Annotated in this window: 18 protein-coding genes; 6 read left to right on the top strand and 12 right to left on the bottom strand. The window is 60.4% G+C overall.

The window, feature by feature from the left end; all coding sequences use genetic code 11:
- Positions 1-20: 20 nt before the first annotated feature.
- The 3 genes from C4334_RS00370 to C4334_RS00360 all read right to left on the bottom strand — a co-directional run bounded on the left by C4334_RS00370 (position 21) and on the right by C4334_RS00360 (position 3954).
- The gene (locus C4334_RS00370; RefSeq protein ID WP_352430086.1) at positions 21-746 is read right to left on the bottom strand and encodes a tetratricopeptide repeat protein; all 726 of its coding nucleotides are present in this window, start codon (positions 744-746) and stop codon (positions 21-23) included.
- Between the two features lie 63 nt (positions 747-809).
- On the bottom strand, positions 810-2411 hold the full coding sequence (gene ccsA, locus C4334_RS00365; protein WP_352430085.1) for a cytochrome c biogenesis protein CcsA: 1602 nt from the start codon (positions 2409-2411) through the stop codon (positions 810-812).
- 13 nt (positions 2412-2424) lie between these two features.
- Positions 2425-3954: a cytochrome c biogenesis ResB family protein gene (locus C4334_RS00360; protein ID WP_352430084.1), complete on the bottom strand. Its 1530-nt coding sequence runs from the start codon at positions 3952-3954 to the stop codon at positions 2425-2427.
- A gap of 496 nt (positions 3955-4450) precedes the next feature.
- Between C4334_RS00360 and C4334_RS00355 the strand changes: the two genes are divergently transcribed.
- Together C4334_RS00355 and C4334_RS00350 are read left to right on the top strand one after the other, a co-directional pair.
- Positions 4451-5155, top strand: coding sequence for a cytochrome c oxidase subunit 3 (locus tag C4334_RS00355; protein ID WP_352430083.1), 705 nt, complete (start codon positions 4451-4453; stop codon positions 5153-5155).
- A 184-nt stretch (positions 5156-5339) separates the two neighbouring features.
- A complete protein-coding gene (locus tag C4334_RS00350; RefSeq protein ID WP_352430082.1) occupies positions 5340-7238 on the top strand; it encodes a M14 family metallopeptidase in 1899 nt (632 codons plus the stop codon).
- Between the two features lie 40 nt (positions 7239-7278).
- Here the strand turns inward: C4334_RS00350 and C4334_RS00345 are convergent, their stop codons facing one another.
- Positions 7279-7428, bottom strand: coding sequence for a lmo0937 family membrane protein (locus C4334_RS00345; protein ID WP_352430081.1), 150 nt, complete (start codon positions 7426-7428; stop codon positions 7279-7281).
- Positions 7429-7826: 398 nt separating this feature from the next.
- Here C4334_RS00345 and C4334_RS00340 point away from each other — a divergent pair, with 398 nt between their 5' ends.
- Positions 7827-8558, top strand: coding sequence for a hypothetical protein (locus tag C4334_RS00340; RefSeq protein ID WP_352430080.1), 732 nt, complete (start codon positions 7827-7829; stop codon positions 8556-8558).
- A gap of 42 nt (positions 8559-8600) precedes the next feature.
- Entirely contained in the window at positions 8601-11162 is a 2562-nt protein-coding gene (gene mutS / locus C4334_RS00335) for a DNA mismatch repair protein MutS (protein WP_352430079.1), read from the top strand.
- A gap of 190 nt (positions 11163-11352) precedes the next feature.
- Here mutS and C4334_RS00330 read toward each other — a convergent pair whose 3' ends face one another.
- The 6 genes from C4334_RS00330 to C4334_RS00305 form a co-directional block, all read right to left on the bottom strand.
- Positions 11353-12258 carry a cation diffusion facilitator family transporter gene (locus tag C4334_RS00330; protein ID WP_352430078.1) on the bottom strand — a complete coding sequence of 302 codons (906 nt, stop codon included), beginning with the start codon at positions 12256-12258 and terminating at the stop codon, positions 11353-11355.
- Between the two features lie 141 nt (positions 12259-12399).
- Positions 12400-13365: a DMT family transporter gene (locus tag C4334_RS00325; protein ID WP_352430077.1), complete on the bottom strand. Its 966-nt coding sequence runs from the start codon at positions 13363-13365 to the stop codon at positions 12400-12402.
- A 322-nt stretch (positions 13366-13687) separates the two neighbouring features.
- Positions 13688-14974: a pyruvate dehydrogenase complex dihydrolipoamide acetyltransferase gene (locus C4334_RS00320; protein ID WP_352430076.1), complete on the bottom strand. Its 1287-nt coding sequence runs from the start codon at positions 14972-14974 to the stop codon at positions 13688-13690.
- 72 nt (positions 14975-15046) lie between these two features.
- Positions 15047-16027, bottom strand: a complete 981-nt coding sequence (locus C4334_RS00315) for a pyruvate dehydrogenase complex E1 component subunit beta (protein ID WP_352430075.1) — start codon at positions 16025-16027, stop codon at positions 15047-15049.
- A gap of 72 nt (positions 16028-16099) precedes the next feature.
- Positions 16100-17239 carry a pyruvate dehydrogenase (acetyl-transferring) E1 component subunit alpha gene (gene pdhA, locus C4334_RS00310; RefSeq protein ID WP_352430074.1) on the bottom strand — a complete coding sequence of 380 codons (1140 nt, stop codon included), beginning with the start codon at positions 17237-17239 and terminating at the stop codon, positions 16100-16102.
- Positions 17240-17544: 305 nt separating this feature from the next.
- Complete coding sequence (locus C4334_RS00305) at positions 17545-20058, bottom strand: diguanylate cyclase (RefSeq protein ID WP_352430073.1); 2514 nt, start codon at positions 20056-20058, stop codon at positions 17545-17547.
- A 261-nt stretch (positions 20059-20319) separates the two neighbouring features.
- Here C4334_RS00305 and C4334_RS00300 point away from each other — a divergent pair, with 261 nt between their 5' ends.
- Positions 20320-21522 carry an NAD(P)/FAD-dependent oxidoreductase gene (locus C4334_RS00300; protein ID WP_352430072.1) on the top strand — a complete coding sequence of 401 codons (1203 nt, stop codon included), beginning with the start codon at positions 20320-20322 and terminating at the stop codon, positions 21520-21522.
- A 386-nt stretch (positions 21523-21908) separates the two neighbouring features.
- On the top strand, positions 21909-22235 hold the full coding sequence (locus C4334_RS00295) for a hypothetical protein (RefSeq protein WP_352430071.1): 327 nt from the start codon (positions 21909-21911) through the stop codon (positions 22233-22235).
- 402 nt (positions 22236-22637) lie between these two features.
- On the opposite strand, the gene C4334_RS00290 is transcribed toward C4334_RS00295, so the two are convergent.
- Positions 22638-24731, bottom strand: a complete 2094-nt coding sequence (locus C4334_RS00290) for a thioredoxin domain-containing protein (RefSeq protein WP_352430070.1) — start codon at positions 24729-24731, stop codon at positions 22638-22640.
- Between the two features lie 174 nt (positions 24732-24905).
- On the bottom strand, positions 24906-26159 hold the full coding sequence (locus tag C4334_RS00285; RefSeq protein ID WP_352430069.1) for a cation:proton antiporter: 1254 nt from the start codon (positions 26157-26159) through the stop codon (positions 24906-24908).
- Positions 26160-26298 lie beyond the last annotated feature (139 nt).

Raw genomic sequence — 26298 nt, 5'->3', positions numbered from 1 at the left:
CTCTCTCCAGCTGAAGGCTTTTATCGTGCTCCCTGTGCGGAAGAACGGAGCCGCTCGAGTTCGGGCTTCAGCCTCTGTAGAGCTGGATTCTGCGGGTTTACCTGTTCGAGTTGCGCAAGGGCTTTTTGCGCTCCCTCCGGATCGCCCTTGCGCAAGAGGGCGACGGCCAAGTTCTGCAACGTCGGTTCGTGACGCGGGTCGCGTTCCAGCGAGCGGCGAAATTCAGCGATGGCCCGATCTATGTCGGGCGGCGTGCGGAAGAAGAAGGTCAGACCGAGATCGGTTCGCACGTTGACATCATCGGGATTCCTCTTGAGCGCTTCGCCGTACCATTTCTCCGCTTCTTCGTAGCTCCCCTTGTCGAAATTGAAATCGCCGAGTCGCACCAGCGCCTTGTAGTCGTCGGGGCGGACCTTACGTGCGCGTTGAACGAATTCGATGGCTTGATCGTAGCGTTTGATTTGCGCATACAGCTCCGCCGCTTCCATCTGCGCCTCGAAATTCTCCGGCTCATTGCGCGCCTTCTGAATCGCCGCCAGCACGTCGCCCATCGGATTTGGTGCGCCGCTGAGATTGGCGTCCGTCGCGTGTTGATCGACGGGGACGTTCGTGCCGCTGGCCATCATCGGTGCCGCAAGCGGAGCCTGTTGCGCGTACCTTTGATTGATCGTGTTGGCGAAAAAGAAGCCGATGATGAAACCTAGAAGTACGCCGATGATCGCGAAGAGGAGGTTCTCTTTGGTCATAACCTGTCGCTTTCAGTCTGCATTCAAGAGGCCGCACGCGCGTGCGGCCTCTTCGCGTTCGTCCTAAGCGTAAGAGTGTAGTCCGGGCAGAAGATAGCTGACGCCCAAATAGGTGAAGACGATCAGCAAAAAACCAACGATGGCGAAATAGGCTGAGCGTCTTCCGGTCCAGCCGCGCGCGATGCGCGAGTGCAGATAGGCCGCGTAGGTCAACCATGCGACGAACGCGCCGGTCTCCTTCGGGTCCCAACCCCAGTAGCGGCCCCACGATTCGTTGGCCCAGATGGCGCCGGTGATCAGCAGCACGGCCAACAGGGCGAAGGTGATCCCGGCGGTTTTGTACATCAGGTTGTCGAGCCGCTCCAAGGACGGCAGCGCGGCGCGCAACCTGTCGGTGCGGAAGCTGAAGAGGATGACGAACAACGTGCCGGCCAAAGCCGTGATCAGCGCGGCGAGTTCCACCGGATTTCCTTTCAAGCTCAACTGCAAAGACGCGCCGTTGGCCGTAATCCATTGGTTTGCAACTTGCTGCAATTGAGTTGGCGGCAGCGCGGCGATCTGTTCCGCGGTCGCACCCGACTGTTTCAACACCCACTCGCCAAACGACACGTACTGGCGCGGATCGATTCGTGCGACCAGATCGCTCGCGGAGGAGCGAAGCTGCGCGACCAGCGTTGCCACGGAGAGGGCTTGCACGACGAGCGATAGTTTCAACAACCGATGGCCCCAACGGCGAACGCTTTGATCTTCGCTAGCTAGGTACTTGGCGAAGGCGCCGATGACTCCCACAAGCAGCAATGCCGCCGCGATCAGCAACGGACCGACATACGGTAGTTCGGCGCGCAACGGGAGCGAAATGCGCGTTCCATCTGCCGTTATGAAGACGGTCGAAGCGGCATAGTCGCCCGTGAAGAAGACGCCGAAGCGGTTGATCGAACCGGTCACAGCGATGGCGAAGATGCTGGTCCAGATGGCCATGGCCTCCGGTTTAACGCCGTCCTTGAGCAGGTAGAGCACGGCGATGGCGAAGCAGACGAGCGCTATGCCATAACTGAGCGAAGCTACGCCGACGTGAATCGGACGCCAGTAGGAATCGAGCACGGGCGGCAGATTGATGAAATCGTTGCCGATGAAGATGGCCAGCGTCAAGATGAGCGCCGTCAGCGGCAAGCTGAGCGCCGCGATGATCCGCCCCGCAGCGCGATGCGCCAAAAGCAGCGCCGTCAAAGCTGCGCCGAAGGCAAAGGCGATGCTCAAGTCATACAAGTTGGCGAAGGGGATGTAACGCCAAACCCATGGCATTTCGCCGCCGTTGCGTAGGATGATCTCCATTTCGCGCTCGCGCGCAGCGATCCACCGGACGCCCCAACTGGCGAGGTTGAAAAAGGCGCCGAGGCTAGCGATCCAGATCCCAGTGCGTTGCATGAAACGCGACGGCGCATAGATATCGGTTAACAGAAAAGCCGCCGACGCGACGTAGCAGGCAAGCGCCAGCACGATCAACGCGCCATCGCTCGGAAAGCCTTGTTTGCCCAGTTCCAGCCGCGCCAGCGAAAACAGGACGGCTCCGATGATCGGCAACGCAGCCGGCAGATGTGAACGCCACGACCCGGTAATGACAGGCAAGCTTTTGGCGACGACGTTCTCTTTGATTACCTCGCTCATGATCTTTGCCCCTTCAATCCTTTTTCGCTCCCTTTTTGGGGGAGAGGTTTATTTCGTTCGCGTTCTGCCCAAGCGCTTGCACGAGGCGCTTGAAGCGGTCTTCGAACCCGAGTTGATTGCGGTTGGTGTGGCCGGCGAGCGTCACGGTGTAGCCTCGCGTTCCATCCGGCTCGACCATCGCCCAAACGCGCTGATGCGAGAAGAAGAAGACGAGCGCCAGCGTCAACGCCAGCAGCGCGAAGCCAAGATAGACGACGCGCGCGCCCGGATCATATTGAATCGAGAGGACGTGAGCGAGCGGCGCCTTCTCGAAATCGAGGAGGCGAAAGCGATAACCGCCAACCGGTCCAGCGACGGGCAGCTCTGTGGGAAGGGCACGTCCGAAGGCAAACGCCGTGTGCTCTTGGCCGAGTGGCGTAGTGATCCTCAGTTGCGCCGCCGGATTGTTGTACTCTCCTGACGCCGTATCGGGGCGGCCATTGACGAAGCGAAAGTCTGGGAAGAACTGGACGTAATCGAGGCGTGTGCCGTCGGGCAGCGACGCCGAGCCGTTACGCGGGATCACCACCGTATGCGTCGTGCCGTCGGTGGAAGTCGCTTGTACGGTTATCTGGCGCGCGCTTCCGAGCGAGATGAAGCTCGCTTGGAAGAACCTGTAACCGCGATAGTCGTGCGGATTGTTCAGATGGACCAGCGCTTCGTGCGTCCCGTTCTCATCGTGAATCCTGATGCGCGTTAACCAATCGATGGTGTTGTTCGGAAGGATCGGTCCATCCTTGTGAATCAGCTTCTGTTGAATGTCCACACACTCGACGGTGAAGGGAAGGCGGATGCCAACGCGCTTTATTTGATTGAGTTCGAAGCGTGGCTCTGACATCACCGACGACGACATCCCCGGCGCTAATTCCATCAATCCGTTGCGACCGAGCTGCGCCGTCATGAAGCCGCCGAAGAAGATCGTCAGCAAGGCCAAATGAACAGCGTAAGCGCCCAACCGATTCCACGCGCCGCGCTCGGCGAAGACGAAAGTCCGTTCGCCTTTGTCGGTGATGGTCGGTTTCAGGCCAGCGCGTCGGCAAGCTTCGGCGATGCGCGCGACGACTTCGTGCACGCTCTCGCCGTTCAAACAGAAGGTCACATTCGGTCGCTGCGAACGCAAGTAGGCTGGCGCCACCGTCTTTTTCGGACTTCTGATGTAGGTCCACGCCCCGGGAAAACGCTCGATCGATGCGAGCGTGATGTTGAGCGAAAGCAGCAGCAGCAGCGCGTTGAAATACCACGTGTGGTAGATGTCAAAGAAGCCGAGCGCTCCGTAGAGCACCCGCTGCGCCGGCGTCAGCTTGGCGTAGTACTCGGCGAAGCCATCGACGTTCTGCTGCATGACGAGCATGCCTATCATGCAGACGATGACCAGCAAGACGAGCAACACGATGCCGAAGCGCACCGAACTGAGCAATTTCAAGGTGCGCTCGAGCAGGCGTGTGAAAATCGGCACGCGCGCCGCACGAACGACTTGTTCCTTTGTTTCCGTAACCGCCGACATCAGCTTTAGTTCCTCGCTTCGTCGCTGCCCCATCATCGTAACGATGGACGCGCAGCGCGTCATAAAACTTTCGATATACCTGCTTGATCGCGCTTTCGAAGAGAAGTCGAGCAAGCAATCATAGCCGAGAACGCGCCGCTTTGTCATTCCGTTGCGGCTTCGCACGCCGATTATCTTCGCGAATCAATGGAAGAAGCGGCGCTTATTTACGAGCGCCAGCGGGCGGTTAGCAATCTTTTATGAGTCCGCAAAGCGCGCCACCATTGGCTAACGGCGCATGATTTGCGCGCTAGGTCCATCAAGGGGCAACGAAGCGCAAACGGCGGCGCAAACCGCGTTCAGCGAGTAGAGACGCGACAGAAATTTTAAATCGGCGTGACAGCTTATTGGGCGCATGAGGTTTCTGGAACTGCGCGAGATGGGAGTAAAATGGCCTGCGAACGGATCTCTGCTGTGAACGTGAGCGGTTCATCCGGCGAACGAGAAAGGGCCCTCGATGCCTACGACGGTCAAAGACGCGACGAGCACTAGAACGGAAAAGCGTACGGTTCGCCCGCGCGGTTTCAGCATCAATGGCAACGGTCACCGCAGCAATGGGTTTCGCGGTGGAGGTGGCGGCGGCGATAATAGCGGTCGCGACGATGCGGCACACGATCGGCGTCCGATCAGGTACAAGCTCGGTTTGGTCATCGGCCTCGTCGCCATCACGATGACGTTCGGCGCGCTGGCCGGAGCTTTCGTTCTTCGGTTGGCGACGAATCACGATTGGCAGCCGATCAAGATGCCATCCATTTTGTGGGCCAGCACCGCGTTGATCGTCGTAAGCAGCTTGACGCTGGAAGCGGCACGACGCGCGTTGCGCCAGCGATCTGCGCGTTCGTACAGCCGTTGGTTGTGGACCACGCTCGGGTTCGGTATCGGCTTTCTCGTCGCGCAACTTTTGGCTTGGCGCGAGCTGGTCGCCCGCGGCGTCTATTTGGCGACCAACCCGCTCAGCTCTTTCTTCTACGTCATTACAGGAGCGCATGGCTTGCATCTGGTTGGCGGCATCGCCGCGCTCGGTTACTTGATCGCGCGCGCAGAGACGCTTGATGCTCAAACCTTGACGCGGCAGCAAGCCGCATCCGAGGCGACGGCCATCTACTGGCACTTCATGGATGCGCTTTGGATCGGATTGTTCGCCCTTCTTTCGCTGTGGTGAGGGCGCTCTCTGCTCGGCGCACGACTGGCTGCTGCGGTTGAGAGTCCCACTTTCGTCTTCGGCGCTCGTTGCGGTGACCCATGGAAGCAGCGCACTGAAGACAGCATCATTTCGCTCGATCTGTTAACATAGCCCGCATCTGGTTCTTTCAGTTTCACAGACGAGGGAGAAGATCGAGCCGAGCATGAGACGTGTAATCTTCGCTGTGAGAGCGGGCTGCTTGCGTCTCTTCTGCGACCACAAGGGGCGAACTTCTTACATCGAATCAGCGATCTTGCGCACGCTGTCGGTGTTCTTCTTCATGGCAGCCATCAACGGTGGAATGAACGGTCAAAGCGAATCGCCCGCCGTTCCGCGCGACTGGCAAACTCACGCGGAAAGAACCGCGTACCGCGAAACGCCGCGTTACGCTGAGACGGTCGCTTTCAGCCGCCGCCTGGACCAAGCTTCCGACTGGATCATCTTCACTTCGTTCGGCGAAAGCGGCGAGGGGCGCGCGCTCCCATTGCTGATCGCGGCCAAAGACGGCACCTTCACGCCTGAAGCGGCAAGACGCGCGGGCAAGGCCGTGGTGCTCATTCAAGCCTGCATTCACGCGGGCGAATCGGACGGCAAAGATGCCGGGCTCGCTCTGTTGCGCGACATCGCCATCACCAAGGTGCGGGCCGACCTCATCGATCGCGTCGTCTTGCTCTTCATTCCGATCTACAACGTTGATGGACACGAACGTTTCGGACCGTACAATCGGATCAATCAAAACGGACCGACCGAGATGGGTTGGCGCGCAACATCCGCCGGGTTGAACTTGAACCGCGATTACATCAAAGCCGATGCGCCGGAGACGCGCGCTTGGTTGCGTCTGTGGAACCAATGGCAACCGGACTTGTTCATCGATTGCCACACCACGGACGGCGCCGATTTCCGCTACAACGTTACCTATCAGTTCGAACAGCACGAAAACGCCCCCCCAGCGACGCGTCGTTGGATGCAAGAGGTCTTCGAGCGGCGTGTTGTGCCAGCGGCGGAAGCGGTGGGCAATCTGCTTTCGCCCTACGTCGTTTTGCACGATGATCTTGATCCGAGCAAAGGCGTTGACGCCTTCATCTCGACGCCGCGTTTCGCCACCGGATATGTGCCGCTGGCGCGCAACCGTCCGGCGCTGTTGATTGAGACACACATGCTGAAACCATATCGCTCGCGCGTTCGCGGAACCTACGACTTATTACGCTTTATGCTCGAAGAAGTGAATAAAGATCCTGACGATTTGCGGCGCGCGGCGCGCGCGGCGGATGAGGAGGCTGCCTCGTGGGGGAAGGGCTACGATCCGCAAAGAAGGGTGGCTCTCGAGGTGCGCGCCACCGACGAAACGACGCCGATTGTCTTCAAAGGCGTCGCCTATCGGCGCGAGTTGAGCGAGGTTTCGGGGACGTTGCGCATCATCTACGGTACCGAGCCGCGCGACATGCAGATCCCCTTCTACAATCACGCGCGCACGAGTTTGGCAGTCGCTCCGCCGCTTTGCTACATCGTGCCGCCGCAGTGGCGGCAGGTCGCTGACCTGCTCATCGCTCATGGCGTGCGGTTTTCGAAGCTCGCAGAACCGACAACGCTCAGCGTCGAATCATACCGCTTTCGCAACGTGAAGTGGGCCAGCGCTTCGTTCGAGGGGCGCGTGTTGGTCTCGTTCGACGTGGAGCCGATCATGGAGCGGCGTACTTTCCCCGCTGGCTCGCTCGTCGTCCCGCTGGCACAACCATCAGCTCGCTTGATCATGCACATGCTGGAACCGGCAGCGCCCGATTCGCTCGTGCGGTGGGGATTCTTCAATGCGATTTTCGAACAAAAAGAGGATGGGGAAGAATATGTGCTCGAGGCTCTTGCGCGGCGCATGATGGGAGCCGATCCAAAGCTGAAGGCGGAATTCGAGGATCTGCTGACCAAAGACAAGAATTTCGCCGCTGATCCACGAGCCCGACTGCGCTTCTTTTATCAGCGTTCGCCCTATTGGGACGCGCAACTGAACATCTATCCGGTCGGACGTTTAGTCGCCCCAACGAATCTGCTTCTGGTCAATGGTTCGTGATCGACGGCGTCGCCCATCGATCACGAACCCTGTTCTTTGGTTAGACGGCGCGGCGCCCGGTTACCAAATTGATGATCAAAACCACAAGGGCAATGACCAGCAGCAGGTGAATAAGCCCGCCAGCCGTGACCTTGGTGATGACTCCGAGAAGCCAGAGCACCAACAAGATGACCAAAATCGTCCACAACATCTTTCGCTCTCCTTTATCAAGGCTCGCCGATGGCGGCAAGCGTTCTCCCAGTCCCCTTCAAAGTAGCGGAAGCAATGGACGTGCCAATGGTGACGGCAGCTCAATACGCGCTTTTTGCTCCGCGTTTCATGCAGTCCCCCGTGCCGAGTTCCATTCGCAGATGCTCTGATTCGTACGAAAATGCGTGGGCAAAGCGCGAGCGATGTCTTGATTCAAGGCGGAGTTGTCGCAGCGCGAAAGGCTTTTATGACGAGCTGGCTGATCGTTTGTTCGCCCGGCGGGCTACTTTGAGAAAGCTTCTGCGAAATTCGCCCGCGCCGTGCAGATTTAGCGGTGCTTGATTCCAGCGCCATTCCTTTTGTAACTTTAAGGGTTGTTCTAGGAACACTTCCGCTCGGATGTCATACCCCAGCGCATCGCGTTTGGAGCTGCCCATCCTGCAAGAACTCGTCGCTACGGGCGGGGCGGAACGAGTGCGATTCCTGTACGAACGTCTAGCCGGCTATTTCCCGCAGTTGACGCTCGTTGAGGACGGAGCTGTTGGGAGTTTCGCGGATCGACGTTGGCGCAGATTGGTGCAGCGTGCGGGCGAAGCCTTGGTTGAAAGGGGCGAGATCGAAAGATGGCGCGGGCGGTGGACGATCACCGCTGCCGGGCGGCGGCGCGTCAATGAAGAAGCGGCTCGATTTGAATTCGACAACGCTCTTGACGCATCATCTTCGCCAAAGAGGCCGCTCACGCACGCAGAAGCGCAGCGGATGTTGATGGAGATCGGGGTGATTTTGGGCTACCATGCTGAAGCTGAGCACGAGGGCTACGATGTCGTGTGGCGCGCCGACGCGGCCAGCCCGCGCATAAGCCATGTCTTCGAAGTGCAGCGACGCGGCAACCTCGACAGCGCGCTGGCGCGTCTGAAGCGCGCTTACGATGCGCAACGTTCGCGCCCGTTTCTCGTCGTCGCAAGCGAGCGCGATACTTCGTCGGCGACGCGCAGCCTCAGCGCCGCGCGTCACGGGGCTTTTCGCGAGATCGGGCGGGCGACGACGATCTTGAGCTTCGAGCAGGTTCGGCGCTTGCACTGTGCGCTTTCGCAGGTGCGCGATCTTTTGACGCCGCTCTTCGAGCGATGACGGCGGCGCGCGTGAAGCGACCAAGGAAAGTCTGCGACCGACATGACGACTGTCACGCCACCGCTGCGCAAACAGTATCTCGAAATCAAGAAGCGCCACAAAGACGCGCTGCTTCTTTTTCGCATCGGCGATTTCTACGAAGCGTTCGACGACGATGCGCTCACGCTCGCACGTGAGTTGGATATCGTTCTCACATCGAAGCCGATGGGCAAGCACCTGCGAGTGCCGCTGGCCGGCATTCCGCATCAGAGTCTCGAAAGGCATCTAGCGACGCTCATCGGGCGCGGTTACCGCGTCGCCATCTGCGAACAGTTGGAAGCGGCTCCCGCCAAGGGCAAAAAATTGATCGCGCGCGACGTGGTGCGCATCGTTACGCCCGGCACCGTCATTGAACCCGGTTTGCTAGAGAGCAAAGCGAACAACTATTTGGCCGCCTACGTTGCCGATGAGCGACGCGCTGGCATCGCTTACGCGGATGTTTCCACGGGCGATTTCGTCGCGACCGAGGTCGGTCTCGGCGCCGCCGTGGCCGAACTGCAACGCATCGCGCCCGCCGAGATTTTGGTCGCGCGAGACCAACCTTTCCCGCAGACCGAGGCGCCGGGGTTCGTCATGCGCGTCGATGCGGCCCTTTTCGATGCGTCAACGCTGCTTCGCCATTTCGGCGCGCGCACGTTGCGCGCGTTCGATCTCGAAGCCACGCCGCTTGCCGCGCGCGCCGCTGGCGCGATCCTCTCCTATTTGCGCGAAACGCAATCGGTCGCCATCGGCCACTTGACGCGCTTGCGTCGCTACGATGCGAGCAACTTCATGACGCTCGATGCGCAGACCGTGCGCGCGCTGGAGATCTTCGAAAGCCCCGCTGCTGATTCCACGCTGCTTGCGTTGCTCGACCGCACACGCACGCCAATGGGCGGGAGGTTGCTGCGCCGGTGGTTGCGCCAACCTCTGCTCGATGTCGCTGAAATCCTCCGCCGACAGAACTACGTCGAGTGGTTCGTTGAACGCGCTGACGCGCGCGCTGAGCTGAGCGCGGCGCTCGCTACGGTGCATGATCTGGAACGACTCTCGGCGCGCGCCCGGTCAGCTTCAGCCACGCCGCTCGAACTCCTTTCGCTGGCCCAGAGCTTGGAAGCGGTGCCGCGCGTGCGGGCCGTTCTGGGGCGGGAGCAAAGGCGTTTCGCTCCGTTGGTCGCTGCCTTGCCCGAGTGTCGCGCAACGGTGGAGACGGTGCGCCGCGCCATCTCGGACGAGATGCTACAGACGGGGCGTGGAGTCAACATCATCCGCGAAGGCTTCTCGGACGAATTGGATCGGTTGCGCGCATTGTTGCGCGATGGTCAGCGTTACCTGAGCGAACTGGAAGAACGCGAACGGGCGCGTACCGGCATCAAGAGCTTGCGCGTCGGTTACAACAAGGTCTTCGGCTATTACATCGAGGTGACGCGCCCGAACCTGCATCTGGTGCCCGCAGACTACACGCGCAAACAGACGCTGGTCAACGCCGAACGTTTCGTTACGCTCGAACTCAAAGAGTATGAGACCATGGTCGTGCGTGCCGAAGCGCGCATCGAGGAACTGGAAACAGGACTCTTCCGACGGGTGTGCGCCGAGGTCGGCAACGCGCGCGAAGAGATCATGGCGGCAGCTTCGACGCTCGCTCAACTCGATGCCATCGTCGCGCTGGCCGAAGTTGCTGCTGAGTGCGACTACGTCCGTCCGCGCGTCATCGAGGGACGACGCATCAAGATCGAGGCCGGACGCCATCCGGTGCTCGAGCGGCGCATCGGGCCGGAACGGTTCGTCGCCAACGATGCCCATCTCGGCGACGATGGGCCGTTGATCGCGCTGATCACGGGACCGAACATGTCGGGCAAGACGACCTACATGCGGCAGATCGCGCTCATCGTGCTGCTGGCCCAGATCGGTTCTTTCGTTCCGGCAAAGAGCGCTGAGATCGGCATCTGCGACCGCATCTTCACCCGCGCCGGTTTGTATGACCGCATCGGCAGCGGCGAATCGACCTTTATGACCGAGATGGTTGAAACGGCGCGCATCCTGCACCAAGCCAGCCCGCGCTCGCTCGTGCTCTTCGATGAACTCGGACGCGGCACTTCGACCTACGATGGGCTGGCTGTGGCACGTGCTGTGATCGAGTACGTGCACAACCATCCGCACCTCGGCTGCCGCACGCTCTTCGCTACGCACTATCATGAGCTGACGGAGCTTGAGTCCTTGCTCCCACGTCTAAAGAATTTTCATGTGGAAACGGCTGAACGGGGTGGCGAAATCGTCTTCCTCTATCGCATCGCGCCGGGCAGCGCCGAACGCAGTTACGGCGTCTATGCCGCAAAGTTGGCGGGACTCCCACCGCCGGTCGTGCGCCGCGCCAACGAGTTGCTCGCCGATTACGAACGGAGGGAGGCGTGCGGAAGAGCCGACGCCCATCTGGGGTCGCGCGCGCGCGTCGAACCGTTGATCGAGATGCTGCTCGCCCTCGATTTGGATTCACTCGCGCCAGTTGAAGCGTTGATGAAGCTCTACGAGCTGCGCCGCGAAGCGGAACGACGAGCGCAACGGCGCGGCGTGCGCAAAATGGCTTGATCACCGGACGAGACGAAACCTCGGTGAGAAAAGACATTCCTTGTCGCCTCGTTGATGAAGGGATGCCCTTTCATTCTTTCAAGCCGAATTCGGCGCCAGCGCTCTTTGCCGCCCTGTCATCGGAGCGCCATTCGTTTGCCGTTCGAGCGGCAAAAGGCTCACCCGCGAAAGTCGCTGGCTGAAAGACGGCCTAAACCGGATCGGTGTGAATCTGCACGCGCGCACGCGGAATCTCATCTTCGATAGCCCGTAGCACTTTGACGGTCAATTCGTGCGCTTCGTCGAGCCTCATCTGACGATCCACTTCAAGGTGAAGGTCGATGAATTTAACCGAGCCTGAACGGCGCGTGCGCAGGTCGTGAAAGCCGCGCACGCCTTGGTCGCGATAGCGGTTGATGATGGCCGCCACCTTTTCATCAACATCCAATGGCAAACGCCGGTCCATCAACACATCAACCGACTCTTTGCCCACGCGCGCTGCCGACCAGATGATGTAAAGCGAGATCGCCAGCGAAATGAGCGGGTCGATCATCAACCATTCGGTCTGTGCGACCAAGACGAGCGCGACCAACGCCCCGAGATTGGTCCAGATGTCCGTCAGATAGTGGGAAGCGTCGGCGTGCAACGCGGGCGAATCGGTGGCGCGCGCAACGCGGCGCAAACGAGCGACGAGCACGGCGCTTACCACGCTCGCGATGACCATCGCTGCGATGCCGAGCTTGGTCGAAGCGACGGGACGCGGCGACGCAATGCGGCGCAATGCCTCCACGATCAGAAAGAAGCCTGAGGCGGAGATGACGCCAGCTTGAAAGAGGCCAGCCAAGGATTCGGCCTTGCCATGACCGTAGGCGTGATCCTCATCAGCGGGGCGCGCCGCCGCGCGCACGGCGACGAAATTGATTGCCGAAGCGAAGATGTCCATGGTCGAGTCGAGTAGCGAAGCCCACACGCTGATCGAGCCCGTTATCCATCCGGTGGCTGCTTTGAGCGCCACTAGAAACGAGGCGATGATCACCGACAGACGCGCCGCACGCCTCTTGGCGCGCGATTCTTCGGCGAGCGAGAGCGACGTGTGAGATCCAAACGCAGCGGTCATAGACGTTCGCATGATAACACGAGGGATGTAGAGCGAGCGCGCTGCGCTTAGCGTGCGTCCCGCGAAAAGGGGGGCGGTTCTTTTTCGATCAAAAGCGCGGGCTGAAAAGCAAGTGCTGCTCGGTCGTCGCTGACCCGGGGCTTAGCGCCCGAAGGCATCTGGGCATTCAGAGATCTCTTGCACGACGCGGTTGCGTGCGCCGCGCGTGACGACGGCGACGCCAGCGAAGATCAACGCGGCGGCAACCCACGCGCGGTGGCTGATGCTTTCGCCGAGAACGAGCGGCGCGACGGCGAACGAGATCAGCGGCTGCAAGTAGATGTAGATCGCTACGCTCGACGGCGCGACGCGCCCGAGCGCCCAAGCGTTGAGGTAATAGGCGCCGACGGTCGGCACGAGCACGATGTATAAGACCACCAGCCGCACGGCCCACCCGAGATCGGCAAACGGGAACTCGCTCAGTTGATATAGTCCAATGGGGAGCGTTACGAGGCTGCCGAGGATGAAGATCAAAGCCGTCACCGTCAGCGCGCCGTAGCGACGGATGAGGTCTTGTGCGAGCGCGATGTATGACCCGTAAAAGAAAGTGTTGGCGACGAGCAGCAGATTGCCCAGCGTCGCTTGGTTTGAGAAGTCGCCGCGCAGCGGATCGACCAAATAGAGCACGCCCACCGCCGCCAGCACGATGCCGAAGACTTTGCTCGCTGTGAGCCTTTCGACCCCGAGCGCTACGCTTGCCAGCAGCGCGAAGACGGGGATGGCTGTTCCGAGCAGCGTCGCGTTGATGGCCGTCGAGAGTTCGAGCCCTTTGACGAAAAGGAACTGATTGAGGACGACGCCGAATAGACTGCAAAGCGCCAGTCGCCAGAGATCCCGGCGCTCGATGCGCGCCAGATGTGTGCGTCCGCCTTGCAACAGCGCGAGCGCAATGGCCGCGCCGACGACGCGGAACGCGACCAATCCCGTGCTCGGCAGCGAACGAAGCGCCACCTTGCCGAAGATGGGCCACGTGCCGAACATCAGTTGCACGAGCGTCAGCGCAAGGTGCGGTTTAACCCGCTGCCACAGCGCGCGCTGCGTCGCCGATCCTGTTTCGATGGAGCGCAAAGCCCAAAGAGCAGCTTGAAAAAGGGAAAGACGGCGAGACCATGTTGGTTTGCCGCCGCAGGTTCGCTCGCAGGCCGGGCGGTGGACGCCGGTTCCGACAGCGCCCGGCTCGCGTTTCAAATGAGTCGGTCGCGGGCTTTTCTTCGGTCGAAGATGCTAGCTGTACTCGCCAGCGCGTGCGCCCGTGCCTTCGCCGGAGCGGGGGACTTGCCCGCTTGCTTCTGCGCCCTTTCCCTACGGCGCGGGCGTTTCATTTCGCTCGCGCTCTTTTGTCTTTTGTTGGGTTCCCCGTTCTTTCATCTCATCACCTTGATGGGGGTCATCAGACTAGCAACATCAATGGGTTCTCCAAAATCTTCTTGAAGGTTTGCAGGAATCGCGCTCCCGTCGCCCCGTCGATGAGGCGGTGATCGCATGACATCGTCACGCGCATCAACTGCCGGATGGCGATCTCGCCGTCGCGCACGACCGGTTTGGCGGTGACCGCGCCTACGGCGAGAATGGCCGCTTCGGGCGGATTAATGATCGCCGTGAATTCATCTATGCCGAACATGCCGAGGTTGCTCACGGAGAAGGTCGCGCCCGTGTACTCTTCCGGTCGCAGTTTGCGTGCCCGTGCACGTTCGGCGAGCTCGCGTATTTCACGGCTGATCGCGCCGATGCTCTTCAAGTTGGCCGCACGCACAACGGGCGTGATCAACCCATCGTCGAGCGCGACGGCGACGCCGATGTCCGCCTGTTTGTAGTAGCGAATCGCCTTGTCTTGAAACGAAGCGTTAACTTGCGGGTGCTGCATCAAGGCGACGGCGGCCACCTTGACGATGATGTCGTTGACGCTGATTTTGAGTTCGGGATCGAGTTCGTTGAGCGACCGGCGCAGTTCCATTGCGCGGTCCATCTCGATCTCGGTCGTCAAAAAGAAGTGCGGTACGGGGCCGAGCGAAGAGGCCAAGCGTCGTGCAATGGTCCGGCGCATCTCGGTGATGGGAACATCTTCGTAGGTGGCTGCTTCGCGCGCTGTTGGGCGTTCAAGCGTCGGCAGTGGAGCTTCCACCGGCAGAACCGGCTCGGCTTGACGACTCGCTTGAATGGCCGCTTCGATGTCGCGTTTGATGATCCTTCCACCGGGGCCGCTGCCTTTGAGCGCGCGCAAATTGATCCCGGCTTCGGCAGCCATGCGCGCGGCGATAGGAGAGACGAAGATGCGTTCGCCCGTTTGCTCGCCGTTGCTTCGAGCCGTTTCTTGCACGTGCGTCTCGGAACGGGCTGCGGTTGGCGGCGATTCCACCGTTGATTCCGTTTGCTTGGCCGGTTGTGCGCCGCCGTTCGGTTTGCCTTCGACTTCGGCCAGCAGCGCGGAGATGTCCTCGTCAGCTTCGCCGACGATGGCGATCGCGTGGCCGAGCGGGACGGACTCGCCTTCGTGGACCAGTATTTTGCGCAAAATGCCGGAGACGTTGGCGGTCACTTCCATGGTCGCTTTATCGGTATCGACTTCGGCGATGGTTTCACCGGCAGAGATCGAGTCGCCTTCCTTTTTGAGCCAACGCGCCAGTTGTCCCTCCTCCATCGTCGGAGAAAGTTTGGGCATGACGATCTTGGTTGCCATTTCTCTCCTCGGGAAATTAAGAAGATTTCAGAAGGGCACGGGAAAAAGCTCGGCTCCCGCTTCGCGCCCGTCTCACGTGTATGTCACTTCGCGCACGGCCGCGACGATGCGCGCAACATCTGGGATGGCCAGACTTTCGAGATTTTTCGCATACGGCATCGGCGCATCAGCGCCCGAAACCCGGCGCGGTGGCGCGTCCAGATAATCGAAGGCGCGCTCGACGACTTCGGCGCTGATCTCAGCACCAACGCCGCAAAAAGGATGCGACTCCTCGGCGATGACGATGCGGTTGGTCTTCTGCACCGATTTGACGATGGCGTCGATGTCGAGCGGACGAATGGTTCGCGGATCGATCACTTCGCACGAGATGCCCTGCTTTTCGAGTTCTTCAGCGGCGCGCAGGGCCACCGGAACCATGAGCGAACGGGCCACGATGGTCACGTCCGTGCCTTCGCGTTTGATGTCAGCGACCCCGAGCGGGATGATGAAATCTTCGTCTTCAGGGACTTCGCCTTTGGTCCCGTATAGTCTTTCTTGCTCCATGAAGATGACCGGATCATCGTCGCGAATAGCGCTCTTCAACAGCCCCTTGGCATCAGCTGGCGTCGAAGGCATGACCACTTTCAGCCCAGGAAAGTGCGCGTACCAGGATTCGAGCGCTTGTGAGTGTTGCGACGAGACTTGGTAAGCCGAGCCGTTCGGCCCACGAAAGACGATCGGCACTTTGAACTGCCCGCCCGACATGTAGAGCATCTTGGCTGCCGAATTGATGATCTGATCGGTGGCGAGGATCGAGAAGTTGAAGGTCATGAATTCGATCACGGGGCGCAGGCCGACCATCGCCGCGCCGACGCCGAGGCCAGCGAAGCCGAGTTCGCTGATGGGCGTGTCGATGACGCGCTTTGGCCCGAACTCGGCGAGCAAACCCTTGGAGACCTTGTAGGCGCCTTCATAAGCGCCAACCTCCTCGCCCATCAAAAAGACGCTCTCATCACGGCGCATCTCTTCGCGCAAAGCTTGATTGAGCGCCTCGCGCATGGTCAACACAGGCATCGAATCGGATCCTCCAAAAACAGAGAAGAACTAGCTAGCGAAACTGCTGGACGCTCGACCGCTTCAACCCTTTTACTTCCTCAGCGGGTTGGCATAGACGTCGGTGTAAAGCTCTTCGGGAGCGGGCCACGGGCTCTCCTCGGCGAACCGCACGGCGCGTTCGACTTCGTCGCGCACGCGCTGTTCGATCTCGTTCATGATCGCGTCATCGAGCAAACCCTTCTCGCGCAAGTTATTGCTCAGCAGCTTGATCGGATCGCGCTGCTGATACTGCTCGATCTCGGCGCGCGTCCGGTAGTTGCCCGGATCGGACATCGAGTGGCCCATGTAGCGGTAGGTGCGCACTTCGAGCAGGGTCGGCAGCGATTCGCGCCGCGCACGCTCGACGGCGCGCATGGTCGCTTCGCGCACGGCCAGCACGTCCATGCCATCGACGAACTCAGAGGCCATGCCGTAAGCGCAAGCCTTTTTGGCGATGTCTTGCAAGGACATGGCGCGCGCCAGCGATGTCCCCATGCCGTACTGGTTGTTTTCGCAGATGTAAACGCAGGGCAGCTTCCACAACTGCGCCATGTTCATCGACTCATGAAAAGAGCCCTGATTGACCGCCGCTTCGCCGAAGAAACAGAGCGTCACGCGATCTTCGTTGCGGTATTTGGTCGCAAAAGCGATCCCCGTGGCGAGCGGTATCTGCCCGCCGACAATGGCATGGCCGCCGAGGAAGTTCACGCTCGCATCGAAAAGGTGCATCGAGCCGCCTTTGCCTGCTGAACAGCCGCCGGCTTTGCCGAAAAGCTCGGCCATGACCTCTTCGGCGCTCATCCCCTTGGCGAGCGCGTGTCCGTGTTCACGGTAACTTGCGATGACGTAATCGTCTGGACGAATGGTCGAAATAGCGCCTACGGCGACGGCCTCTTGGCCGATATATAGGTGGCAGAAACCGCCGATCTTGCCGAGGCTGTAAGCCTCTGCTGCCTTCTCCTCGAAGCGACGGATGAGGACCATCTGATAGAGGAGGTGCAGAAGCAGATCGCGATCGGTTTCGGCAATGCGCGCTTGTTGGTCCTCTTTGCGTCGTTCATGCTCGGCGCGAAGCTCTTCGGTGGTCGCGACTTCTGCTGCTCCGTCGACGGTGGTGACGGTGCTGAGCTCGTCGGCCTGTTGACGTGATGATGATGTTTTTTTGTTGTTCATCTGGCTAGCAGCTCTCATCTTCTCGGACTTGAGGGCGCGCTCTCGCCGGCGTCGCTTTTCGAGCGGTTCGAAGCGGGAACGGGAAACAGCGCGTCTGCGATCTCGCCAGCGGGGGCCAAACCCCACTCGTCAAACTTCAGCGATTGAACCAAACAGCAATTATACGCGAGCGCGCGTCGGAGCGCAAAAAGAGGTCGCTTCCGGTGCCGAGACAAGGTGCATCCGCCACGACGCTTCGATGTAGCGAAGCGGTTTGCAAAAAAAGAGGCGCATGCTCGCGAAAGAGGGCATGCGCCGATCAAGGATTGACGGAGGTAACGCCTTCAGCGGAAGGCGTCGAGGGAAGCAAGAGAACCTGTATCGGACAAGGGGGCGAGTTTACGCGCGTGCTTGTCGCGTTGCATGTTTCGGTGCGCGCTTTCGAGCAGCTCTTCCATCGTCTCGCCGTCTTCTGGAAAGGCTGCAACTCCAACGCTCATCCCGACGTGGATGATGCGCCCCGTGCGGACTGAAAAACGGTGCGACTCGACCGCGGCGCGAATCCTTTCGGCCACCGATGCGGCCACGTCGCGCGAAGCCATAGGCATCAACGCGACGAACTCGTCGCCGGCAAAGCGGGCCAAGACGTCCATTTGGCGGAGCTGTTTTTTGATTAGCTCGGCGACGCGCGCTAAAAGCCGATCTCCGACGCCGTGCCCATGAGCGTCGTTGACTTGGCGGAAACCGTCTAGGTCCATGCTGAGCACGGTGAGCGGCTCGCGCCCGACGCGCTTCGATTCGGCGAGGCGTTGTTCAAGTATCAGGCGAAAGGAGCGCGCATTTGGCAACTCCGTCACCGGATCGGTAAGAGCGCTTTCCCGCGTGCGCTCGAAGGTGAGCGCGTTGTTGAGCGCCACCGAGGCGTGTTGCGCGACCGACTCGAGCAGACGCACGTGTTCCGCCGTGTAGGACGAACGTTTGGTCGAATAGAGCGTGATCGCGCCAAAACTACCGGCCTCGTGAACGAGCGGCGTAGCGAGCACGCAGCGCACCGCGCGCATGATCTCTTCCGGTAGCCCCGTGAGATCAAGCTCCGGCGGCGTGTTGCACAAAGAGCGGCCGTTGGCGATAACCCAACCGGTGATCCCCTCGCCGATGCGTACGCGCCGTTGCGCAAAAGCTTCCGCATGATCGCCGAACGCATGCAAAGCCTTGGCCATGCCACTTCGCTCGTCCACGACGTAAATGACGCACGTTTCAAAGGGGAGAATGGCGCGCAGCTTGCTCGCGATGATCGTTACCGTGTCCTGCAGGTTGAGTGATGACCCGATGGTTTGTGCGATCTCGTGCAACGCGAAGACCTCGCGCTGCGCTTCGACGATGGACCGAAAAGCCACGTCGTCCTCTTTCATGCGAAGTTCGCCCGTTGCCAGTCCCGCATCTGGCACGGCATCGGTCATCGAAATGCTTTCGCGCACCTGCTCCTCGATATCTTGCTCGGCGATGAGTTGATCGAAGCGTTCGACGTTGGCGATGAAAGTCTCGACGATGCGTGGGTCGAAAGAGCTGCCCGATAACCGACGAAGCAACGCCAGCGATTCCTCGCGCGTCATGCCGCGCCGGTATGGCCGGTCGCAGCGCGTCGCGTCGTAGAAATCGACCACCGCGATGATGCGCGCCACCAGCGGAATCTCTTCGCCGCGCAGGCCACGCGGATACCCGGTGCCGTCCCATTTCTCGTGGTGATAACGGACGATCTCCTCCACTGGATAGGGAAAACCGACGCGCCGAACGATGTCGGCCCCAACCACTGTGTGGATCTTCATCTTTTCGAACTCGGCCGCCGTTAGTTTGCCGGGTTTGTTCAAAATGTATTCGGGCACGGCGAGTTTGCCGATGTCGTGGAGCAAGGCACCGGCCTCCAACGCGCGCAGTTCCGCTTCGCTGACGCCGAGCACGCGCCCGAGTTCCATGGCGTAGATTTGCGTGCGCCGAACGTGGCCATGCGTCGTCTGGTCCTTGGCGTCGATGGCAATCGCCAGCGACTCGACCATGTTCATGTGAAGCCGTGCGATCTCTTCCAAGTGCTTGCGCCTTTCCGCTTCAGCCCGTCGGATCTGCGTGATGTGCCGCACGTTGAGTCGGTTGAGCAAGTAAACGAAAGCGACGACGAGCGCTCCGACGAAGAGAAAAGATGGATCGCGATCGTACCACGCTGTGTAAAAGAGCGCTGCGACGGCAGCGCTCGCCATCTGCGTTAGAGTCGCCCAAAGCAGAGCTTCGCGCGACCACTGCAGCTTGCTCGACGTTTGCAGACGGGCGAAAGCGAGGTCGGCGGCGCCGATCAGCCCATGTTGCACGAACGCCATCGCCGTCAATGGTAAAAGCAGAACGCCGAGCGAGGCACCGCCAGCAACGGCAGCGGGGTTGTCAATGACGCTCACCAGCAGTTCGAACGCCGAGGCCGCGACGTAAGTCGCGACGACGTTTGCAGAGGCCAAAAGAAGAAAGCGCGCGCGTCTTCGATGACGAGCCGCCAACGGCCCAGCAACGGCGGCAAGCACGGTCGCCGTCGCCGCACCCTGCACCATGGCCCCCAGAAGAATGAAAATATCAGCTAGCGAGCGATGCCCGATCGCTTCACGATCGTCCTCAATGCCAAGGTCAGCTGTGATCGCAAAGTGTGCGGCGAAAATGGTTAAAACCAGTAGCGCACCGAGCCAGCGAAGCCGCTCCGTGGTGGCTTGCCGTGATACTTCGTGTGCCGCTGAGACCAAACAGAGGATGGCTGCCGCTGAAATCAGCACGAGAAAGGCTACCCAACTCCGTTGGTGAATGATCTGCCGAGCAGATTTCATGAGAATACGAGCAAGACCCTAATAAAAACTACGAAACCGCCAAGAGGACCTTTGCGGGAGAGTTTGTTAAAACTTGCCAAACTTTGTTTGGCAAAAGCAAGGTAACTCTTTTCTCCTTGCGTGTCAAGGGGTTTTTGCCGTCGCGCGCCGAAGGCTTTTCGTTTACGGCCCATGCATGCGCTGCACAAGTTTGCCGCTCTGTGCTCGGTGCGACTCGCGTTTTGACCTTCTTGCGGTCGCCTTCCGTTGGGCCGAGGTGCTATGCTAGGGAGCGTGACTCTCTCCTATTGGCATCTTTCCGCGGAGAAAAGAGGACGCGTCGAGCGCGATGTTTGCATCGTGGGCGGCGGCGTCGCTGGCGCAAGCATCGCTTGGTGGCTCAAGCGTACGGAACCTAAGCTGCGCGTTGCGGTCGTCGAAGCGCGATTCATCGGCGCCGGAGCATCAGGCAGAAACGCCGGGATGGTTTTGGCTGGGTTGGCCGACCACTACGATCTGATGACGGAGCGTTATGGCCGCGAGCGAGCACGCGCAGTATGGGAGGTGACATTGGAGCATCAGCGCTGGTTACGCGAATTCATCGCCGAGACGGGCGCTGACGTGGAACTCGAACCGTGCGGCAGTTGGCGGGTGGCGCTGTTGCCGGAGGAGCGCGAACATCTGATGCGGTCGGCGGAGTTGTTGCGGGCCGATGGTTTTGAAGCGGAGTATGTGGCGCACGATCCGCTCGGCGTCGGGTTTCACGGCGCGCTCGGCATCCGAAGCGACATGGGAGTACACTCCGTCAAGCTCGTGCGAGCGTTGCTGGAGGCTGCGGGAGCGGAGGTGTTCGAGGGGTGCGAGGCCGACGCGATCGAGCCTTCCAGCGCGGGCGTGCGCGTGCGCACGCGGCGCATCGAGTTGACGGCGCGTTATGTGTTCATCGCGCTCAACGCCTATGCTGGGCTTTTCCACCCGTTCTTCAAACGTTTCATTGCGCCCCACAGAGGGCAGATGCTCGTCACTGCTCCCATTGGCGAGCGGCTCTTCGACCGCTTGGTTTACGCCCATCACGGCTACATATATTTTCGTCAGTTGCGCGACGGACGCCTGCTCATCGGCGGTTTCCGTCATCTTTTCCGCGAGCGCGAAGCGACCATCGTTGACGAAACGACGCCGGAAGTTCAGGAGGCGCTCGAGGATTTCTTACGGCAGAAGTTTCCCCAAGCGGCTGCCGCTTCGGTCGAAGCGCGATGGGCAGGGGCGATGGGGTTCTCGACCGACGGGTTACCGGTGATCGGGCGATTGCCGCTGAGCGAGCGTATCATGTATGTGGTCGGATTCACCGGACACGGGTTCGGTCTAGCGCTGGAAGTCGCGCGTCGTGCTGTGCTTTCGTGGCGGACGGGCGCGTCGGATGCGCTCTTCGGTGCGGAAAGATTAGAAGAACTGGCCCTGGGAGAGACGGCCCCTTGCAAGGCTTAGGCGAAACTCGCGCTTTGGGCTTGACGAAAGGCGAAAAATCGTGTATTCCCCGCATCTTGTGCTACACTTCGCACGGAAAAGTTCTCTCCACGCGAGTGGTAGCACAGGCATCGCTCGCTCCGCATGGAACCTCGCGTTCCGAGCCTCGCTCTGGCTTTCACAAAAGGAGCGTGCGAGCGCGGAGTGATGAACGGTTCGTCGCGCGACGAACCGCTTTGGCTGGGCTTCGTTCGAACGCCTCAAAGGCGCGGCTGGCGTGGACGAAGTCCTTGGGTGAAACGGCATCGAGTCGCGGGCGGGTCGCTGCACGCGCCGCAGAAGCTCGCAAACACGGCTCGATCAGAAAGACTTGACCCCTGAATCAAGGGCGACAGGAGGAAATTTAGATGCGACGAACTTTGGCTCTTGTGGCTTTGTTGGCGGCGACGGTCGTCTGGGCTGGCTGTCCCGGACCGGAGAACGCGAACAATGCCAATATGAACGCTAACATGGGCATGATGAATGCCAACGCTGGCATGGGAACCATGAACGCCAACATGGGGACCATGAACGCCAACATGGGCACTATGAACGCCAACATGGGAATGACCAACGCTAACATGGGTGCCATGAACCGCAACATGGGAATGACCAACGCCAACATGGGCGCCATGAACCGCAACATGGGCACCATGAACCGCAACATGGGAGCGAACGCCAACCGCACTCCGTAGTGCCCGCGCTAGAAAGCCGACAAACGAGCGAGGCGCGCTTGAGTTACGGCGCGCCTTTCGTTTCCCCGCCGCGTTGACATCCAAACTTATTCCCCGAAGAGCATGAGGTCGCCCCTGTGTCGGCAATCGCCGTTTTCATCGAACACGCCATCTCGCGATGAAGCCCGATGGTCCGGCGACCAGTTCGCCCAAATTGTCGCTCGGAATGGATCTCGTGGCGCTGCTTCGCGGCAAGCGCGCGACCTCGGTCGGCGCTTTCGAGTAAAAGCGTCGTCCCTTCCGCTTTTCCCATCGCTTCAACTCCCTTTGCCCAGTCGGCCCTTTTAGAGAAAGCGCGATGGTTGATCCCGCGAGTCGGTGTTCGGCGAGCGTATTGGTTGCGGCGCGTCCCCGTGTTGCCCGTCAAGCGCCGCGCGTCTTTCGGTCTAGTTGCGCCGCCAATTCGTCGGGCGAGGTGGTCGGCTGAAGGCACACGCTCTTCTCACACACGTAGGCAGTGGCGCGTCCGCCGAGGAGCGGGCGTTGGCGAAGCAGTGGAAGGCGCGCTTCCTGCTCGGGGGCGCACTGCTGGACCAGTACTTTATTGGGCAAGTACCGTCGCCAGATCTCGGCGCGCAACGCATGCAGAAGCGGGTCGTCTGCCGAAGGGGCGACGAGAGCGATCTCCAGCGGGGGCGAAAGGTAGAAGTCGAGGGCACCGAGCGCGTAGCCAAAGGCCGATGGATAGCTCAGCATCGCGTCGCGCATGATGCGCAGCGTCGCGACCGCGTAGCGGTTGAACTGCTCCTCTCCCGTAAACGTTGCCAAGCGGAGCAAAAGGTCAGCGGCGACGGAATTGCCCGAAGGCGTTGCGTCATCGAATAGATCTTTATTGCGCACGATCAAATTTTCGTGGTTGCGCCCGGTGTAGAAGAAGCCGCCTGCCTCTTCGTCCCAAAACTCGGCGATCATCCGGTCGGCCAGCGTTTCGGCCTCTTCGAGCCAGCGCATCGCGCCTGTGGTTTCGTAAAGGGCCAGCAGCCCGCGCGCAAAGTAGGCGTAATCGTCCAAGTAGGCGCTGAAACGCGCGCGGCCATCCTTGTAACAGTGAAGAAGCGCGCCATCGTGGCGTAACTGGTCCAGAACGAAGAGCGCGTTGCGTTCGGCGATGGCGCGGTAGTCGTCGCGCTCAAGCACCGCCGCGGCTTCGGCGAAGCTTTGCAACATCAAGCCGTTCCACGCCGTCAGTATCTTCTCGTCGCGCGCCGGTTTCGGACGCTCCTCGCGCGCCGCGAAGAGTTTTGCGCGCGCTTCTGCGATCACCCGCCGCGCTTCTTCAAGCGTTAGGTGGAACTCGTGCGCGACCGTTTCGAGCGGGCGGGCGACATGAAGCACGTTGCGCCCCTCGAAGTTGCCCTCCGCTGTAACGCCATAATGCGCGCAGAAGAGTTCTGCCTCGTCAGCCGCGAGCAGCTGGAAGATCTCGTCTTTGGTCCAAACGTAGAACCTTCCCTCTTCGCCCTCCGAATCGGCGTCCTGCGTCGCGTAGAAGCCGCCTTCTTCGGCGAGCATTTCGCGGCGAACGTAATCAAGCGTCTCGGTCGTCGTGCGACTGAAGAGCGGGTCTTCGGTCATTTGGTAAGCGTGGAGGTAGAGGAGGGAAAGAAGAGCGTTGTCATAGAGCATCTTCTCGAAATGGGGCACGAGCCATCTTTCATCAGTCGAGTAGCGGTGGAATCCGCCGCCCAGTTGATCGTAGATGCCTCCTTCGGCCATGCGTCGGCAGGTGAAGACAACCATCTCGCGGGCATCTTGGCGTCCGGTTCGCTGGTGGAAGCGGAGCAGAAACTCCATGTTCATAGCTGCCGGGAATTTCGGCGCGCGTCCCCACCCGCCGTTACGACCATCGAAGGATCGGGCCAAAGCTTCGTAGGCGCGTTCGAGCAGTTCGGCAGAGAGCATCTCGGGCGAGGCTTGCGTTGCCGTCATGCGTCGAAGCGCTGACAGTACGCTCTGCGCTGATTCTTTGACGCCTTCCGGATCGTTGCGATAGGCTTCGGCCACGGCCAACAGCACGCGCCGAAAACCGGGCATGTTGTAGCGGTCTTCGGGCGGAAAGTATGTCCCGCCGTAGAAGGGGACCAGATCGGGCGTCAGAAAGACCGTCAGCGGCCAACCGCCGTGTCCGGTCATCAACTGCACGGCATGCATGTAGATCTGGTCCAGATCAGGCCGCTCTTCGCGATCGACCTTGATGTTGATGAAGTTTTCGTTCATCAAACGAGCCGTTTCCTCTGACTCAAACGACTCGCGTTCCATGACGTGACACCAGTGACAAGCCGAATACCCGATGCTCAGTAAAATTGGCTTGTTTTCGCGGCGCGCCCGTTCGATCGCCTCATCGCCCCAGGGGTACCAATCGACCGGATTGTGCGCGTGTTGTAGTAGATACGGACTCGTCTCGTTGATGAGCCGGTTGGTGTAGCGATGCTCGCCCGAAACTGGTTGCTGCGCCATCGGAAATCTATCCTTTCTCGCGACGATTGTAACAGTTCGCGCGCCACGAGCAAGCGCGCTTGAGACGAAAGCCGCGAAAAACGATCGGCGATTGAGCTTGATGTGCCGATCGTCGTGCGAAGCCGAGCCGCGATCTTGTGCCGAGCGCGATGGGTTGCCTGCCGCAGGGCGCTTTCAGCCGAGGCGCGATAGGTCTTCGCCCGGGACAGCGACGATGCCGCCAGCATCTTCCGGCGCGACCTTTCCGTGCGCGGCCGCTTCCGCGGCGAAGAGCATACGCAGAAATGGCGGTGCAATCAGCGTCGTGGCGACCGACATGAAGAGCACCACGGCGTAAAGCTCTTGTTCGACCACACCGAGTTGCAACCCGATCAGTGCGACGACGATGCCGACCTCGCCACGCGGCGCCATGCCAACGCCGACCTGTGCCATGCGGCGCCAGCCCATTCCCCAAGCGCCTGCACCGCAACCGATGAGTTTGGTCAAAAGCGCGATCACTGTGACGATGAGAGCCAGCACAGCGACGCTTGCGCGCCCGAAGACTTGAAGATCTAGTTGCATGCCGATGTTGACCAGAAAGAAGGGGACCAGAAATTCCGTCACGCCCGACGTCTGCGTGTGAACGTCGTGATCGTTCTCCACAGCTTCGGCAAGCGCCATTCCGGCCAGAAAGGCGCCGATGATGGCGGCGATCCCGATTTTGGCTGCGGCCACTGACAAGCCCAAACAGATGACCAGCGAAATGACGAAGAGCGCATTGCCGATGCGCAACTTCGCAAAGCGCGGAGCGATGCGCGTCAAGGCAGGGGCGCCGACGAACGCGACGAACGCCGTAAAAGCCACCGCCGCTGCTGCAGTCGCGCCGATCTCCCAGTACTTGACTTCGCCTGCGGCCAAGCTCGAAACGACGGCAAGCACCAACAAACCCAAGATGTCGTCGATCACCGCCGCGCCCAAAATGATGCGGCTCGTCGGCGCATCGAGCAGCCCCATCATCGAGAGGACGCGCGCCGTGATTCCGACCGACGTCGCCACCATCGCCGTGCCGAGAAAAAGCGCTTCGATTTGGTCGCCGCCCCACGCACGCATAAGCAACCATCCGCCAGCAAACGGCACGACCACGCCGAGCACGGCGACGGTCATCGCGCGCCCGCCGACGCGCAAGATGGCGCTCGGTTTCGTTTCCAATCCGACCGTGAAGAGGAGGAAGATGACGCCCAGTTCAGCCAGTGCGCCAGTTAATTCCGACGGTGCAACGAGCTTCAGCGCGCTCGGTCCGATGATGATGCCAGCGAGTATCTCGCCGACCACCGCTGGTTGACGAAGCCGTTCGAAGATCTCGGCCATGACTTTGGCCGCCGCCAGCATGATGAAAAGAGAGAGGAGCGTAGTGACTTCTGCGCCCGCCGCGAAAAAGAGGTTGGTCATTTTTCAGCCTCCGTTTGTAGTTCATCGAATCATGGAGAAAATAGTGCGCGAAAGCAAAATCGAGTTAGTCTACTCGCAGCACAGGTCCCTTTATGATGAACGCTCCGCTCGTTAAACCGGCTTAGCTCAAAATGGATGC

The sequence above is a fragment of the Pyrinomonas sp. genome (assembly GCF_040289685.1).
In the GTDB taxonomy this organism is placed as follows: Bacteria; Acidobacteriota; Blastocatellia; order Pyrinomonadales; family Pyrinomonadaceae; genus Pyrinomonas.
Note: the sequence above shows the minus strand (reverse complement) of the source record. Positions and strands in the feature narration are given on the sequence as shown.

Excerpts from the sequence above, each read along its gene's own strand:
- ccsA (WP_352430085.1), bottom strand. The coding sequence starts at position 2,411 with ATGAGCGAGGTAATCAAAGAGAACGTCGTCGCCAAAAGCTTGCCTGTC.
- C4334_RS00315 (WP_352430075.1), bottom strand. The coding sequence starts at position 16,027 with ATGCCTGTGTTGACCATGCGCGAGGCGCTCAATCAAGCTTTGCGCGAA.
- C4334_RS00330 (WP_352430078.1), bottom strand. The coding sequence starts at position 12,258 with ATGACCGCTGCGTTTGGATCTCACACGTCGCTCTCGCTCGCCGAAGAA.
- C4334_RS00305 (WP_352430073.1), bottom strand. The coding sequence starts at position 20,058 with ATGAAATCTGCTCGGCAGATCATTCACCAACGGAGTTGGGTAGCCTTT.
- C4334_RS00320 (WP_352430076.1), bottom strand. The coding sequence starts at position 14,974 with ATGGCAACCAAGATCGTCATGCCCAAACTTTCTCCGACGATGGAGGAG.
- mutS (WP_352430079.1), top strand. The coding sequence starts at position 8,601 with ATGACGACTGTCACGCCACCGCTGCGCAAACAGTATCTCGAAATCAAG.
- pdhA (WP_352430074.1), bottom strand. The coding sequence starts at position 17,239 with ATGAGAGCTGCTAGCCAGATGAACAACAAAAAAACATCATCATCACGT.
- C4334_RS00290 (WP_352430070.1), bottom strand. The coding sequence starts at position 24,731 with ATGGCGCAGCAACCAGTTTCGGGCGAGCATCGCTACACCAACCGGCTC.
- C4334_RS00295 (WP_352430071.1), top strand. The coding sequence starts at position 21,909 with ATGCGACGAACTTTGGCTCTTGTGGCTTTGTTGGCGGCGACGGTCGTC.
- C4334_RS00345 (WP_352430081.1), bottom strand. The coding sequence starts at position 7,428 with ATGTTGTGGACGATTTTGGTCATCTTGTTGGTGCTCTGGCTTCTCGGA.
- C4334_RS00340 (WP_352430080.1), top strand. The coding sequence starts at position 7,827 with ATGTCATACCCCAGCGCATCGCGTTTGGAGCTGCCCATCCTGCAAGAA.
- C4334_RS00360 (WP_352430084.1), bottom strand. The coding sequence starts at position 3,954 with ATGTCGGCGGTTACGGAAACAAAGGAACAAGTCGTTCGTGCGGCGCGC.
- C4334_RS00350 (WP_352430082.1), top strand. The coding sequence starts at position 5,340 with ATGAGACGTGTAATCTTCGCTGTGAGAGCGGGCTGCTTGCGTCTCTTC.
- C4334_RS00370 (WP_352430086.1), bottom strand. The coding sequence starts at position 746 with ATGACCAAAGAGAACCTCCTCTTCGCGATCATCGGCGTACTTCTAGGT.
- C4334_RS00355 (WP_352430083.1), top strand. The coding sequence starts at position 4,451 with ATGCCTACGACGGTCAAAGACGCGACGAGCACTAGAACGGAAAAGCGT.
- C4334_RS00285 (WP_352430069.1), bottom strand. The coding sequence starts at position 26,159 with ATGACCAACCTCTTTTTCGCGGCGGGCGCAGAAGTCACTACGCTCCTC.
- C4334_RS00300 (WP_352430072.1), top strand. The coding sequence starts at position 20,320 with ATGCTAGGGAGCGTGACTCTCTCCTATTGGCATCTTTCCGCGGAGAAA.